Below are 14,645 nucleotides of genomic sequence, written 5' to 3' on the forward strand. Positions count from 1 at the left end.
CAGAGGTCCCTTGTTCACTCGACCGGGTTGGGGAGCGCCAACAGGTCTTCGATGCGCGACTTCATGGTCGCCAGGGCGACGTCGGGAGTCATCGCCTGCGAATAGACCTGGTTGAGCACGGCGTTGGAGTCGTCCAGGAGTCGAGCGGCGGAACCGGAGAACCAGGCGTCGGGATCAAACTGGACATTGTGGACAACGTTCGCGTACTCCGCGTTCGGCTGGAGGTTCTGGTAGTCCTCGCCCTCGGTGACGGGCAGGTAGGTCGGCGTGTGGCCGCCCCCGGCACCCCACTCGAAGCTGTTCTTGACCATGTAGGCGACGTAGGCGATGGTGGCCTTGCGGACCTCGGGGTCCCACGAGTTGTGATGGGGGAAGACGAATCCGTGGCTGTCGCCCTGGGTGTAGCGGTTGCCGTTGTAGAGCGCGGGCATCTCGGTCATGGAGAAGTCGAGGCCCTCGAACAGCCTGAACCGGGCGATCTCCCAGTTGCCGACCTGGACGAGGCCGGACACGCCGTTCTCGAAGTTCGCGGCGCACTGGCCGCCGTCGGCGAAGGTCGGGCACAGGCCTTCTTCGGCCATCTTGTACAGGACTTCGATGGCGGCGAGGGCCTTGCCGTCGTCCATCTCGTAGTCGCCGTCGCCGAAGATCATCTCCCCGTCCTGCTGACGGTAGAAGGCCCAGAACTGGCGCCATCCGGCCAGGGTGTCGAGCGAGGTGCCGTACTCGCCGGTGACGTCCTTGACGGCGCGCAGCAGGTCGAAGTACTCCTCGACGCCGTCGGTCTCCAAGAGGGTGCCGTCGGGGTTCAGGACGTTCGCCTGGGCGCAGATGTCGCGGTTGTAGTAGTTGACCAACGCGTGGGTGTCGAGCGGGACGGCGTAGAGCTTGTCGTCCACGAAGCACTTGTCCCAGATCGCCTCGGGGAAGTCCTCACCCTTGATCCCGAACTCTTCGAGCTCGGAGAGCTCGATGTGGTCGAGGATGGTGCCGGGGGAGAGGCTCTTGACCCGCGACACGTGGGAGGTGGCGACATCGGCGGCGTTGCCGCCGCTCTTGACCCGCGACACGTGGGAGGTGGCGACATCGGCGGCGTTGCCGCCCGCCGCGCCCATCACGACCCGGGTGTAGAACGGGGTTCCCCAGGCGAAGGTGGTCGCTTCAAGGTTGATGTCGGGATTGGCGGCCATGAACTCTTCGTGCATGGCCGTCATGACCGCGCCGTCGCCGCCGGCCAGGAGATTCCACTGCTTCACAGGTGTACCGCCGCCGAGTTCACTGGAGAGCGAGCCGCACCCGGCCAGGCCTAGGCCGGCTGTCGCGGTCGCTCCAGTGAGGAGCGTTCGCCGGGACACATTGCCCGGCGGTGAGGGAACGGGGGGCATCTAAGCATCACTCCAATGTGATCTTCTTTGTTTCATCAGTTGCCCATATGGGGGCCGCCTCACATTGTTACCGGTTACATGGACTATCGTCAAGAGTCCGAACATAGACAAACCTCATTTAGAGGGACTATTGAGGCTGCTGTTGTAGAAGTGAGACCTGATTGAGTCCTGTGAGTGCCAGGGCACGGGACGCAAGCAAAAGCAGAGGTGAGGCCCGCGGGCCTCACCTCTGCTCTTCTTACGTTTTCCTAGTGCGTCCTACCGTGTCCTAGCTGGGCTGCGGCAGGGCCACGTCGACCAGCGCCCGCTGCTCGACCTCGTGGACCTTCGGCGAACCGGTCGACGGCGCCGCCGCGGCCGGGCGCGAGATGCGGCGCAGGTGCACCCCGCCCAGCTGCTCCAGCAGGTTGAGCGCGATGTGCGACCAGGCGCCCTGGTTGGCCGGCTCCTCCTGGACCCAGGCGATGTCGTCCGCGTTCGGGAAGGCGCCCAAGGCGCCCTGGAGCTCCTCGGCCGGGAGCGGGTAGAGCTGCTCGACCCGGACGATCGCGGTGTCGGTGATGCCGCGCTGCCTGCGGGCATTGGCCAGGTCGTAGTAGATCTTGCCCGAGCAGAGCAGGATCTTCTTGACGCTGCCCGCCTGGACTTCGCCGGCGGCGAGGGCCGGGTCGGGCATGACCGGCTGGAAGCGGCCCGAGGTGAACTCGTCGAGCTGGCTGACCGCGGCCTTGTGGCGCAGCAGCGACTTCGGCGTGAACACGATGAGCGGCTTCTTGACCGGGTCGAGCGCCTGGCGCCGGAGCAGGTGGAAGTAGTTGGCCGGGCTGGTCGAGTTGACCACCCGCATGTTCTCGTCGGCGCACAGTTGCAGGAACCGCTCGATGCGGCCCGAGGTGTGGTCGGGGCCGGCGCCCTCGTGGCCGTGGGGGAGCAGGAGCGTCAGGCCCGAGTGCTGGCCCCACTTGGCCTCGCCCGAGGAGATGAACTCGTCGGTGATGGTCTGGGCGCCGTCGACGAAGTCGCCGAACTGGGCCTCCCAGGCCACCAGCATCTCCGGGTTCTCCACGGAGTAGCCGTACTCGAATCCCATCGCGGCGTACTCCGAGAGGAGCGAGTCGTAGACGAAGAACTTCGAGGACTGTTCGCCCAGGTGGTTCAGCGGCGTGTACTCCGCGCCGGTGGCCTGGTCGATGGCGACCGAGTGGCGCTGCACGAAGGTGCCGCGGCGCGAGTCCTGGCCGGCGAGGCGGATGGCCTTGCCCTGCATCAGGAGCGAACCGAACGCGAGGGTCTCGGCGAAGGCCCAGTCGACATTGCCCGAAGTGGACATCTCGCTGCGCTTCTCCAGGACCTTGCGGACCGCCTTGTGCGGCTCGAAGCCCTCGGGAAGCGTGGTGTGCGCCTTGCCGATCATGGCGACGGTCTCGGCGTCGACCGAGGTATCGATGTCGGCGACCGGTTCGGGCTGGTGGCGCCACGGCATCGGGCCGGTCTGGCCGGACAGTGCTTCCTTCGTCTCGCGGAAGACCCGCTCGAGCTGCGCCTGGTAGTCGGCCAGGGCTTCCTCGGCGTCGTCCATGGTGATGTCGCCGCGGCCGATGAGCGCTCGGGTGTAGAGCTTGCGGACGGACTGCTTGGAGTCGATGACCTGGTACATCTCCGGGTTGGTCATCTTCGGGTCGTCGCCCTCGTTGTGGCCGCGGCGCCGGTAGCAGACCATGTCGATGACGACGTCCTTGCGGAACTGCTGGCGGTAGGCGAAGGCCAGCTTCGCGACCTCGCAGACCGCCTCGGGGTCGTCGCCGTTGACGTGGAAAATCGGCGCCTGGATCATGCGGGCGACGTCGGTGCAGTACAGCGACGAGCGCGAGTGCAGCGGGGCGGTGGTGAAACCGACCTGGTTGTTGACCACGGCGTGGACGGTGCCGCCGGTGCGGTAGCCGCGCAGCTGCGACAGGTTCAGCGTCTCGGCGACCACGCCCTGACCGGCGAACGCGGCGTCGCCGTGGATGGCCAGCGGCAGGACGGTGAAGCCCTCCTCGCCGAGGTTGATCTTGTCCTGCTTGGCGCGCACGATGCCCTCGAGCACCGGGTTGACCGCCTCCAGGTGGGAGGGGTTGGCCGCCACCGACACGACGGTCTCATTGCGTCCGTCGGGGGAGGTGAACTTGCCGGTCAGTCCCAAGTGGTACTTGACGTCGCCGGAGCCGCCGATGGACTTGGGGTCGATGTGCCCCTCGAACTCGGTGAAGATCTTGGAGAGCTTCTTGCCGACGATGTTCGCCAGGACGTTCAGGCGCCCGCGGTGGGGCATGCCGATGACGACCTCGTCGAGCTCCTCATTGGCGGCCTCGTTGAGGATCTGGTCGAGCAGCGGGATGAGCGACTCGCCGCCTTCGAGGCTGAAGCGCTTCTGGCCCACGAACTTCGTCTGGAGGAAGGTCTCGAAGGCCTCGGCTGCGTTGAGGCGCCCGAGGATGTGCTTCTGCTCCTCGACCTTCGGCTTCTCGAAGGGGACCTCGATGCGCCGCTGGAGCCATTGGCGCTCTTCGGGATCCTGGATGTGCATGTACTCCACGCCGATGCGGCGGCAGTAGGAGTCGCGCAGGACGCCGAGGATCTCGCGCAGGCTCATCCGCTGCTGGCCGGCGAAGCCGCCGACCGGGAAGGTGCGGTCGAGGTCCCACAGCGTCAGCCCGTGCGACAGGATGTCGAGGTCGGGGTGGCGGCGGATCTCGTAGTGCAGCGGGTTGGTGTCGGCCATGAGGTGGCCGCGGACCCGGTAGGCGTGGATGAGCTCGATGATCCGGGCGTTCTTGTCGATCTGACCCTCGTGGGTCTTGGAGACGTCGCGGACCCACCGGACCGGCTCGTACGGGATGTACAGGCTCTTGAAGATCTGGTCGAAGAAGTCGTCGCCGAGCAGCAGCCGGTGCAGCGTGGCGAGGAACTGGCCGGACTCGGCGCCCTGGATGATGCGGTGGTCGTAGGTCGAGGTCACCGTCATGATCTTGGAGACGCCCAGGTCGGCGAGGGTCTCGTCGGAGGCCCCGGCGAACTCGGCGGGCACCTCCATGGCGCCGACGCCGACGATGAGGCCTTGGCCCTTCATCAGGCGCGGGACGGAGTGGACGGTGCCGATGCCGCCGGGGTTGGTCAGAGTCAGCGTCGCCCCGGCGTGGTCCTCCATCGTGAGCTTGCCCGTGCGGGCCTTGCGGACCAGGTCCTCGTAGGCCTGCCAGAACTCGCGGAAGTCCATGGACTCGCAGTGCTTGATCGACGGCACGACGAGGGTGCGGGAGCCGTCGGGCTTGGCGAGGTCGATCGCGAGGCCGAGGTTGATCGAGGCGGGGGTGACCTGCTGCGGCTTGCCGTCGACGACCTTGTAGGCGGCGTTCATGCCCGGGTGGGCCTTGACCGCCTGCACCAGCGCGTAGCCGATCAGGTGGGTGAAGGAGACCTTCCCGCCCTGGCCGCGCTTGAGGTGGTTGTTGATGACGATGCGGTTGTCGAACAGCAGCTTCGCGGGGACGGCGCGGACGGACGTGGCCGTCGGGATCTCCAGCGACGCGTCCATGTTCTGGGCGACCTTCGCGGCGACGCCCTTGAGCGGCTTGATGGCGGCGGAGCCGGAGGCGGGGGCGGTGGGTTCGGGCTCGTTCACGATCGGGGCGGCCTTCTTCTCCGTTGAAGCGGTCTGGGGAGCGGGGGTGGGTGCAGCCGGGACGACGGGCGCGGGAGCCGCCTGGGGCTTCTCGACCTTGGCGGTGATCTCGGCCTCGGGCTTTCGCGAGGCATCCGCGACCGCGGCGGTGACCGAATCGGCGGCCTTTGCGGCCGGCGTCGGATCGCCGCCGAAGAACTCGCGCCACCCGGCGCTCACACTGTCGGGGTTTTCGCGGTAACGCTCATACATCTCGTTGACCAGCCATTCATTGGCACCGAAATCGGTCAACGGATTGCGCGGAGTCGCACTCGACACGACTGAATCGCCTCTTCTTTGACGCTGCGTGGACGGAGACGGAAGTCCCCGCGTCAAGAGTAACCGCGGGGCTGAAAAAATGTAGTACCGGTAACGCTCCTGCGGAACCGGTCACGGCACGGGTCACGGGGCGCCGCTGCGCTCCTTCGCAGAGAACGTCTCTGTCGGCTCCTCGAGGAGTTCCTCGGCACCGACGACGGTGAACAGTCGGGTGATGAACCGGTTGGGGCCCACCACGGCCAGTTCGACGCCCATCTCGCGGGCGATCCGGTAGGCGACCACGATGGTGCCGATCCCGGTGGAGTCGAGGACGGTCACCTTCGCGACATCGACCCGGATGGAGGACACCCCTCCGGCTTCGAGGGCGTTGGTGATCGTCTCGCGGATCTGGGGAGCGGTCGCGTAGTCGACCTCCCCTGCCAGTTCCACCGTGACGACCCCGGTATCGGTGGTAGCGGTCTCGATTGACAGCGTCATGAATTCACCTAGCAAACTCGGTAGGGAGCCCGCCCGAGCACCTGCCGTACTCGGCTGCGACCCAAAGTCTATCCGACGGGGCCGACACAGAACACGTCCAGATGCCACTGTTTGGAGGCGCTTTGGGGGGAAAGTGCACAGGTGACGGACGAGACAGCCTCGTGTTCGCACCCGCACGGACCAGGCGTCACGGCTGGCCGGGGCCCTGGCCACGACGTATTCTTCATAGCCACCCCTGACCTGGACGAAGCCGCACATGTGAAGATGAGGTCTATGCCCCAGCCGAACACCGAGTCCGAGGCCACGTTGCTCGTCGTAGAGGACGAGGAGAACATCTGCGAGCTGCTGGCGACCTCGCTGCGCTACGCGGGATTCGCCGTCCACGCCGTCGGCACCGGCGACGAAGCGCTCCGCTCCGTCGCCAGGCACCGCCCCGACCTGGTCGTCCTCGACGTGGGCCTGCCCGACTTCGACGGTTTCGAGGTGGTTCGCCGCCTCCGCTCCAGCTCCGACCGCACTCCGGTGCTCTTTCTCACCGCCCGAGATGACACCGCCGACACGGTGACCGGTCTGACCGCCGGCGGTGACGATTACATCACCAAGCCGTTCGCGCTCGAAGAGGTCGTCGCCCGCATCCGCGCGGTCCTGCGCCGCTCCGGCGGCGAGCTGCCGCGTCCCTCGCGGCTGAAGTACGCCGACCTCGAACTGGACGAGGAGACCCACGAGGTGTGGCGCTCCGGCGAGGCCGTGCAGCTCTCGCCCACCGAGTTCAAGCTGCTGCGCTACTTCATGATCAACGCCGGACGGGTGCTGTCCAAGGCCCAGATCCTCGACCACGTCTGGCGCTACGACTTCCGCGGCGACGACGGCATCGTGGAGTCCTACGTCTCCTACCTGCGCCGCAAGGTCGACACGGGCGACCCCAAGCTCATCCAGACCCTGCGCGGCATCGGTTACGTCCTGCGGGAGCAGAATCGTTGAGCAGGCCAGGCATCGCCCAGTCCATTCGGGACCGGTGGGACCGCACCCCGCTGCGGGTGCGCCTCACCGCGGCGGTGCTCGTGCTCGTGGCGGGTTCGCTCCTGCTCATCAGCGTCTCCACCATCCTCGCCCTCCACTCCTACTTCCTGGGGACCGTGGACGACGAGCTGGAGTCCACACTGCTCAAGACCAGCCCCAGTGAGCTCGACTTCTCCGAGGATGAGAACTCGGCGCCGCAGCTGCGGCCCAACCAGTACATCTTCAGCGCCGTCTATGACGACGGGACGGCAGGGGGAAACCGCCTCGACCACCCTCGCGACCGCTCCGATGTGCCCGTGTTCGACCTGGCGCAACTGGAGGCCGCCGAGGGGAACGCCTTCACCGCACTCGGCGCCGACGGCACCACCCGGTGGAGGGTGCTCGGCGTCGTCGGTTCCATGGTCGGCAGCCAGAGCCCCGACTTCGATCCCGAGACGCAGACCGGTGAGCACGCCGCCTACTACGTCCTCTCCTACAAGCTCACCCACTTCGACAAGACCGTCGCCGGCCTGGTGTGGGTCGACCTGCTCATAGGAGCCGGGGTCCTGGCCGGGCTCGCCGCCCTCGGCGTCGGCCTGGTGCGGGCCAGCCTCTCGCCGCTGCGGCAGATCGAGAACACCGCCGCGATGATCGCGGCCGGCAACTACTCGCGCCGGGTGCCCGACCGAGATCCGGGCACCGAGGTCGGCCGCGTCGGCTACGCCATCAACTCGATGCTCGGCAAGATCGAGAGCACCGTGCGGGCCCGGGAGTACTCCGAGGAACGCGCGCACGACTCCGAGCAGCGCATGCGGGAGTTCATCGCCGACGCCTCCCACGAGCTGCGCACTCCGTTGACCTCCGTGCGCGGCTACGCCGAACTCGTGCGCACCAACCCGAACATGCCCGAGTCCGAGCGGCAGCACTACATCGGACAGATCGAGGAGGCCGCCAAGCGGATGGGCCTGCTCGTCGGCGACCTGCTGCACCTGGCCCGGCTCGGGCAGGAGCGGCCGGTCGAGACCGAACCGGTCGATCTGGCGGTGCTCGGCCACGAGGCTGTCTCCGCCCACGCCGTCACCGACGTGGACCACCAGTTCGAGTTCAAGTCCTCCGGGCGGCCCGCCATCGTGGCCGCCGACCGGGCCCGGATGCGCCAGGTCCTCGACAACCTCCTGTCGAACGCGGTGCGGCACACCCCGACCGGGACGCTCATCACCGTCGAGGTCGCCGCGGACGAGGACGGGGTGCGCCTCAACGTCGCCGACAACGGGCCCGGCATGGACCCCGAGACCGCCGAGCGCGTCTTCGAGCGCTTCTACCGCTCCGAGGCCGTCGGGCACGCCGGTTCGGGGCTGGGGCTGGCGATCGTGATGGCCATCGTCAAGGGACACGGCGGCACCGTCGAGGTCCAATCCACCCCTGGTGAGGGCACGGTGTTCACCGTGAAGCTCGCCGCCGAACCGACGCCGTGAGCGCGATTCGGTTCTTAAAGGGTTTTAAGGCGTTTTTGCAGCGGACCGAGAGCAAGGCCCGGCATGCTGCTATTCATGAGCAACACTGAGAGCAATTCGGTCCCCGAGGGGGCCAGGGAGCCGCAGAGCCCGGAGGGGACGCCGAATCGTCCTGAAGCACAGGCGGCTCCGAACCCCGCTGACTCGACACCGTCCACGCCGGAGCCCTCCGGATCGAACGGTGAGACGAAGAACTTGAGCCCAGATCAGGTCACAGCACCCGCGGCCCCCGACTACAGCCAGGCCGACCCGGCCCATGCCGGGCCCGAATTCGATCAGGCCGCCGCCGCGGCCGGTCCCGGTGAGGCCGCCCCGAGCGCGCCGGTCTCCGCGTACGGCCCCGGCGCCGACGCCGCCGCCCAGCCGGGAGACGGCACCCGCATCATGCAGCCCGGCGCCCCGCAGCCCGCGCCCCCCGCCGTGCCGCACATGGCCGCGCCCGGCGGGCCCCCGCCGTACCCGCCGCCCGGCGGCCCCATGTACTCCCAGCCCGGGGCGCCCATCGCCCCGCCGAAGCAGGGCCGCGGCAAACTCGTCGCGGGCGCTCTGGCCCTGGCCCTCCTCGCCGGCGGCGCCGGCGGCATCGCCGGATACTGGCTCTCGGATGGCAAGGGCGGCACCACCACCGTCGAATCGGTGTCGATGGACGCCGGCGACGGCCAGACCTATACCGACATCGTCAACGAGGTGAGCCCGTCCGTGGTCACCATCGTGACCGACGCGGCCGAGGGCTCCGGCGTCGTCTACTCCGACGACGGCTACATCGTCACCAACAACCACGTGGTCGACGGCGCCCAGAGCGTCGAGGTCCGCTTCTCGGACGGCTCTAGCGCCGACGCCGAGATCGTGGCCACCGACGCCACCCAGGACCTGGCCGTCATCCAGGTCTCCGGGGGCGAAGACCTGACCCCGGTGGCCTTCGGCGACTCCGACTCGCTGCAGGTCGGCGACGTCACCGTCGCCATCGGCTCGCCGCTGGGACTGGAGGGCACGGTCACCACCGGCATCGTCTCGGCGCTCAACCGCTCCATGACGGTGGCCGGAGAGGACTCCCAGATGCAGTCCGCGCAGGGCACGACCCTCTCCGGGCTGATCCAGACGGACGCGGCGATCAATATGGGCAACTCCGGCGGCGCCCTCGTGAACGGCAACGGCGAGCTCGTCGGCATCAACTCGGCGATCGCCACCACCGAGTCCGGCAGCATCGGCCTGGGCTTCGCGATCCCGTCCAACACCGTCAAGGACGTGGTCGACCAGCTGATCGAGCACGGCTCGGTCGAGCAGGGCTACCTGGGCGTGTCGGTCTCCGACACCGACGGCAACGGGGCGATGGTCCTGGCCGTCGAGGACGGCTCGCCGGCCGCCGAGGCCGGGCTCCAGGAGGGCGACGTCATCACCAAGATCGACGACCAGGACGTCACCAGCGCTGCCGAGGTCGTCTCGGTGGTGCAGAGCAAGGCCTCCGGCGACAAGGTCACCATCACCTTCACCAGGGACGACCAGGAGCAGACGACCGAGGCCACCCTGGCCACCCAATAAGCGCATCGGCTGGCAGAACTCGGCCCCGAGGCGTCTAGCCTCGGGGCCGAACTCTGCGCAGTTCACTGATGCGCGCTCGTCGTCTCCCTTTGGCGCTCTTCGGATCCGGTGAGTTGCGCCGGCGCCATGCGGAGCTCGGCCGGCGGCAATCCGGTGTCGATCCACTCGGCGAGCCGGTTGTGGTCGATGATGAGGACGCCCAACTGCGCGGCGACGGCCTCGTTGCGGGCCGAGTGATGGAGCCAGTGCAGGTTGGCGTTGGTGATGAGCACCCCGGCATCGCAGTCCCAGCGGGCCTTGATCTCGCCGCCGAGGATCTGGACGTGGCGGGTGCCATTCTGGCGCTTCATGGCGCGGTCGTCCTTCTTGGCGCGCACGATGATGCGCTTGCCGTTGTTGAAGGTGACCACGAAGTTGCAGCCGAGGTCGTTCTGGCGGTGCCCGAACTTCTTGATGCGCTTGGCGTCGAGGCGGACCAGGAGCTGGGCGACGGTGGCGTCGAAGGTCGGGATGTTCATCCGGCCCACGCTGCGCATGAGCTCTTGGCGCTCGGGGGTCATGGTGCGCTCGTGGCGGTCACCGCCGCGGCTGCGGAATAGGACCCACGCTGCGGTTGCGGTGCCCCCCAACAGGATCGCTACCGAGGCGAACCAGGCCCAGTGGTCGGCTACGAAGCCGAGAGCGAAGTAGCCGAGGATGAGAACGGCGATTCCCGCTCCCACTCTTAGGAACACGGACATGGCGGCCTCCACTGTGCTGAAGGGGGCGTGCGGTTAGCGTTATGTCACCTGGCTTGTTACACCGAGTATCCGTTACCCTTCGCTCATTTGTAAGACCACTGTCCGGTACCCGACAACATGACCCGGCAACCTGCGTGTGCGATGTGTCGCGGCATGATCACCGGTGTGGCGGCCCTGCAACGAAGGTAGTGGATACTGGCCGGATGTCAACATCTTCGACCGGCGTTGTGGTGCTTCTCGGTGCGCCGCTGGGAAATCCAGAGGACGCCTCACCTCGGGTGGCTGCCGAGTTGGCTCGCGCCGACATCATCGCGGCAGAGGATACCCGTCGGCTGCAACGACTCCTGGGCGAGCTGGGCGTCACGACGAGTGCGCGGGTCACATCGTATTTCGAGGCGAACGAGTCCGGTCGAACCCAGATGCTCATCGAACAATTGTACGACGGAAAGCGGGTCGCCGTCATCACCGACGGCGGCATGCCGTCGGTTTCCGACCCCGGTTTTCGCCTGGTGCGGGCGGCGATCGACGCCGGGATCCCGGTCACCTGCACGCCGGGCCCGAGCGCGGTGACGACGGCGCTGGCACTGTCGGGACTGCCGTGCGACCGCTTCTGCTTCGAGGGCTTCGCGCCCCGCAAGGACGGCGAGCGGCGGCGCCAGTTCGGGGCGCTGGCCCGGGAGCGGCGCACGATGGTGTTCTTCGAGTCGCCGCGACGCATCGCGGACACCTTGCGCGCCATGGCGGACGCCTTCGGGCCGGAGCGCGAGGCGGCGCTGTGCCGGGAGCTGACGAAGACGCACGAGCAGGTGCGCCGGGGCGGCCTGTCGGCGCTGGCCGAGGGCGCCGAGGAGGACCCACCGCGCGGCGAGATCACCCTGGTGGTCGCGGGCTGGTCGGGCCCGGACCCGCAGGACGCCACCCCGGAGGCGATGGCGGCGGCCGTGGCCGAACTCGAAGCGGCCGGCGAGGACCGAAAGGCGGCCATGAAGGAAGTGGCCGCGCGCTTCGGAGTGAGCCGCAGGGACGTCTACAACGCCACGATCAATCCCGATTGAGGCCGGTCAGAGTTCGTCGAACTTGAAGGTCTTCCAGGCGATCAGGGAGACGACGACCGCGAAACCCGCGAGGTAGGCGATGTGGCCGAGGACCATGCTCGGGGGTTCGCCCAGGGTCGCCACCGATTGGATGGCCAGGTTCAGGTGGGTCATCGGGGAGAGCTGGGAGATCCAGGACATCCAGCCGGGCAGCGCGTCGACCGTGTAGAACGCGCCCGAGACGAACGCCATCGGCATCGTCACGAGGTTGCTCAGGCCCGCCGCGCCCGGGCTCGTCTTGGCGATCGAGCCGATGATGACGCCTATGGCGAGGAACGAGAAGGTCCCGAGCAGCACCAGCGGGATCACGAACCACGTCCACGCCGACAGCGTGAAGCCGAGCAGTCCCGCCGCGATGCTCAGGAACACCACCGTCTGGAGCAGCACCACCAGCAGGCTCACGCTGATGCGGGCGGCGATGAAGCGGCCCGAGGAGGCCGGGGTGACGCGGAGGCGGCGGATCAGCTTGTCGCGCTTGAGGTCCACGATCGTGCCGGCCGCGCCGAACACGCCCGAGATGGCGATGCCCCAGGCGAGCATGCCCGGCGCCAGCCACTGCACCGGCTGCATCGAGCGGTCCTCGGCGGCCACGTCCTCGGAGTCCAGCGGCAGGGCGGTCCCGTCCTCGGTCAGGGCGGTGACATTGGCGTCGGCGATGAGCTCGCCGAGGCGGGCCTCGGCCAGCTCGCCGGTGACGCCCGTGGTCTGCGAGTAGTAGATGGTGATCGCGTCGCCGTCCTGGACGACGGCCGCGTCGGCCTCGCCCTCCTCGACCTGTTCGAGCGCGCCGTCGATCCCCGAGACCGTCTCGATCTCGAGCTCGTCGGCACCGACCCCGTCCAGCACCGCGACGTCGCCGACGGTCAGCACCTTCGGGACCGGGTCGCCGCCGGGGCCGTACACCAGCGACAACAGCACCAGGAACAGCAGTGGCAGCAGCAGGTTGAAGAACACCTGGGCCTTGTCGCGGGTCCACGACAGCCACAGGGCCTTCACCAGCGCCAGATAGGTCCCCATGGCGCTGGGGCGAACGCCGGGCCGCGTCGCCGCCTGCGGCTCCGTTCCCGAAGGCGTCTGCGCCTGCTCGCTCGTCCGCATCTCGGTGCTCACTCGCGCCACTCCCGTCCGGTCACTTCAAGGAACACGTCTTCGAGGCTCGCCGTCCGCACCGACAGGCCCTGGAGGGCGCCGTCCGCGGCCAGCGCCGTCAACAGCTTCTGCGGGTCGCGGGTCTCGAAGACCAGTTGGCCCTCGTCCTCGCGCACCGTCTCGCCCGCCGCAATTGCTGTCACTTGATCGGAATCCAGCTGACCTGCGGCGACGGCGATGCGGGTGGGCGCGTCGAGCTCGCCGATGAGTTCGGCCGGGGTCCCGATGGTGCGGATCTTCCCCGCGTCCATGATGGCGACCCGGTCGCAGAGCGCCTCGGCCTCCTCCATGTAGTGGGTCGTCAGCACGACGGTGCGGCCTTCGTCGTTGATGCGCCGGATCAGGTCCCACAGGTTCCGCCGGGCCTGCGGGTCGAGTGCGGCGGTCGGCTCGTCCAGGAACACCAGCTCCGGGTCGCCGACGAGGGAGCAGGCGATGGAAAGCCGCTGCTTCTGACCGCCGGAGAGCTTCTCGGCCCGCACGTTCGCGAAGTCGCCGAGACCGACGATGTCGAGCATTTCCGCCGACCGCTCGGGGCCCGCCCCGTAGAGCTTGGCGAAGGTGTCCAGCTGCTCCCGGGCCGAGAGGAATTCGAAGAACGCCGAGGACTGGAGCTGGACGCCCATGCGACCGGCCAGCTCGGGGGAGTGGGGCCACGGGGACCGGCCCAGCAGGCGGACCTCGCCGGAGTCGGGCTTGCGCAGCCCCTCGACGATCTCCAGGGTGGTGGTCTTCCCGGCCCCGTTGGGACCGAGGATGCCGAAGAACTCGCCCGGCTCGACCCGGAAGCTCACCCCGTCGACGGCGCGGATCTTCCCGGTCTTCCGGCCGCTGTATGTCTTTCGCAGATCGGTGACCTCAATGGCGGCTTCCATACTGCGCAACGCTATGCCATGCGTCAATGTGACGGGGTTCTCGTCGGGGCCGCTGCCAGGAGGCCGTCCACGGATCTCGGGATTCATTCACTGCATTACGCGAGTATGCGTGGGTCCTCAGGTCAGGAAGGATTCGCGGGTGGTTGCTTGCTGGTGAAGCTGCAGAGCGGGCTGTTCGAACCGGAGGTCCGGAGAAGTGTCATACCCCTTGTTTAGGGTCGTGGGGTGCAGCTCAGGTACCGGTACCGGATATTCCCGACAGCCCCGCAACGGCGGGAGTTGGCTCGGGTATTCGGATGTGTTCGCACGGTCTGGAACGACGCGGTCGCGGCGAGGAAGCACGCGCATGCCAAAGGACTGCCGTATCCGTTGACATCGGAGTTGGACAAGGCGTTGATAACCGCGGCGAAGCGAACCCCGGAGCGGTCGTGGTTGGCCGAGGTGTCGACGGTGCCATTGCAGCAGGTGTTGCGTGACTGCCATCAGGCGTACCGGAACTTTTTCGATTCGTTGTCGAGCAAGCGTGCCGGGCCGCGAATTGGTCGGCCGCTGTTCAAGCGGCGCACGGGTATGCAATCGGCGAGGTACACCCAACGCGGGTTTGTGCTGCGGCCGAACGGCCGGTTGTATATAGCGAAGGTCGGGGAGGTGACGGTGGCGTGGTCACGGGACCTTCCGGCCGCTCCGTCCAGCGTGACGGTTATCAAGAGCCCGACCGGGAAGTACTACGCCAGTTTCGTCGTCTCGATCGATGGCGACGCCGAGCGGTTGGAGCCGATGGCGGATCCGGAAGCGGAGACCGGGATCGACTTGGGGCTGAAGGATTTCGCGGTGCTGCGCGGGGGCAAGTGGATCGAGAATCCGAAGTTCTTCGCCCGGCTGGAACGAAAA

Annotated in this window: 11 protein-coding genes; 5 read left to right on the forward strand and 6 right to left on the reverse strand. The window is 67.8% G+C overall.

The features are described 5' to 3' along the window. Positions 1–14: 14 nt before the first annotated feature. The 3 genes from FAB82_RS23175 to FAB82_RS27260 all read right to left on the reverse strand — a co-directional run bounded on the left by FAB82_RS23175 (position 15) and on the right by FAB82_RS27260 (position 5,844). On the reverse strand, positions 15–1,256 hold the full coding sequence (locus FAB82_RS23175) for an extracellular solute-binding protein (protein ID WP_211116784.1): 1,242 nt from the start codon (positions 1,254–1,256) through the stop codon (positions 15–17). Between the two features lie 397 nt (positions 1,257–1,653). Beyond that, complete coding sequence (locus FAB82_RS23180; RefSeq protein WP_136536933.1) at positions 1,654–5,367, reverse strand: multifunctional oxoglutarate decarboxylase/oxoglutarate dehydrogenase thiamine pyrophosphate-binding subunit/dihydrolipoyllysine-residue succinyltransferase subunit; 3,714 nt, start codon at positions 5,365–5,367, stop codon at positions 1,654–1,656. Positions 5,368–5,490: 123 nt separating this feature from the next. Then, a complete protein-coding gene (locus FAB82_RS27260; RefSeq protein WP_168801733.1) occupies positions 5,491–5,844 on the reverse strand; it encodes an STAS domain-containing protein in 354 nt (117 codons plus the stop codon). 273 nt (positions 5,845–6,117) lie between these two features. Here FAB82_RS27260 and FAB82_RS23190 point away from each other — a divergent pair, with 273 nt between their 5' ends. The 3 genes from FAB82_RS23190 (at position 6,118) to FAB82_RS23200 (ending at position 9,896) form a co-directional block, all read left to right on the forward strand. After that, on the forward strand, positions 6,118–6,825 hold the full coding sequence (locus FAB82_RS23190; protein WP_136536935.1) for a response regulator transcription factor: 708 nt from the start codon (positions 6,118–6,120) through the stop codon (positions 6,823–6,825). Beyond that, positions 6,822–8,318, forward strand: a complete 1,497-nt coding sequence (locus FAB82_RS23195; RefSeq protein WP_136536936.1) for a sensor histidine kinase — start codon at positions 6,822–6,824, stop codon at positions 8,316–8,318. Before FAB82_RS23190 ends, FAB82_RS23195 begins: the two co-directional genes overlap by 4 nt. Before the next feature lie 234 nt (positions 8,319–8,552). Then, positions 8,553–9,896, forward strand: a complete 1,344-nt coding sequence (locus FAB82_RS23200; protein ID WP_168801734.1) for a S1C family serine protease — start codon at positions 8,553–8,555, stop codon at positions 9,894–9,896. 62 nt (positions 9,897–9,958) lie between these two features. Here the strand turns inward: FAB82_RS23200 and FAB82_RS23205 are convergent, their stop codons facing one another. Further along, complete coding sequence (locus FAB82_RS23205; RefSeq protein WP_136536938.1) at positions 9,959–10,636, reverse strand: restriction endonuclease; 678 nt, start codon at positions 10,634–10,636, stop codon at positions 9,959–9,961. Positions 10,637–10,839: 203 nt separating this feature from the next. Between FAB82_RS23205 and rsmI the strand changes: the two genes are divergently transcribed. Beyond that, on the forward strand, positions 10,840–11,691 hold the full coding sequence (rsmI, locus tag FAB82_RS23210; protein WP_136536939.1) for a 16S rRNA (cytidine(1402)-2'-O)-methyltransferase: 852 nt from the start codon (positions 10,840–10,842) through the stop codon (positions 11,689–11,691). A gap of 6 nt (positions 11,692–11,697) precedes the next feature. Here the strand turns inward: rsmI and FAB82_RS23215 are convergent, their stop codons facing one another. Both FAB82_RS23215 and FAB82_RS23220 read right to left on the reverse strand, forming a co-directional pair. Beyond that, positions 11,698–12,840 carry an ABC transporter permease gene (locus FAB82_RS23215; protein ID WP_136536940.1) on the reverse strand — a complete coding sequence of 381 codons (1,143 nt, stop codon included), beginning with the start codon at positions 12,838–12,840 and terminating at the stop codon, positions 11,698–11,700. Beyond that, positions 12,837–13,754, reverse strand: a complete 918-nt coding sequence (locus tag FAB82_RS23220) for an ABC transporter ATP-binding protein (protein WP_136536941.1) — start codon at positions 13,752–13,754, stop codon at positions 12,837–12,839. Before FAB82_RS23220 ends, FAB82_RS23215 begins: the two co-directional genes overlap by 4 nt. Before the next feature lie 225 nt (positions 13,755–13,979). Here FAB82_RS23220 and FAB82_RS23225 point away from each other — a divergent pair. Further along, positions 13,980–14,645, forward strand: a 666-nt coding sequence (locus FAB82_RS23225) for an RNA-guided endonuclease InsQ/TnpB family protein (RefSeq protein ID WP_136536942.1), incomplete at its 3' end; no start/stop codon positions are given.

The organism is Glycomyces buryatensis (assembly GCF_004912275.1).
GTDB lineage: Bacteria > Actinomycetota > Actinomycetes > Mycobacteriales > Micromonosporaceae > Glycomyces > Glycomyces buryatensis.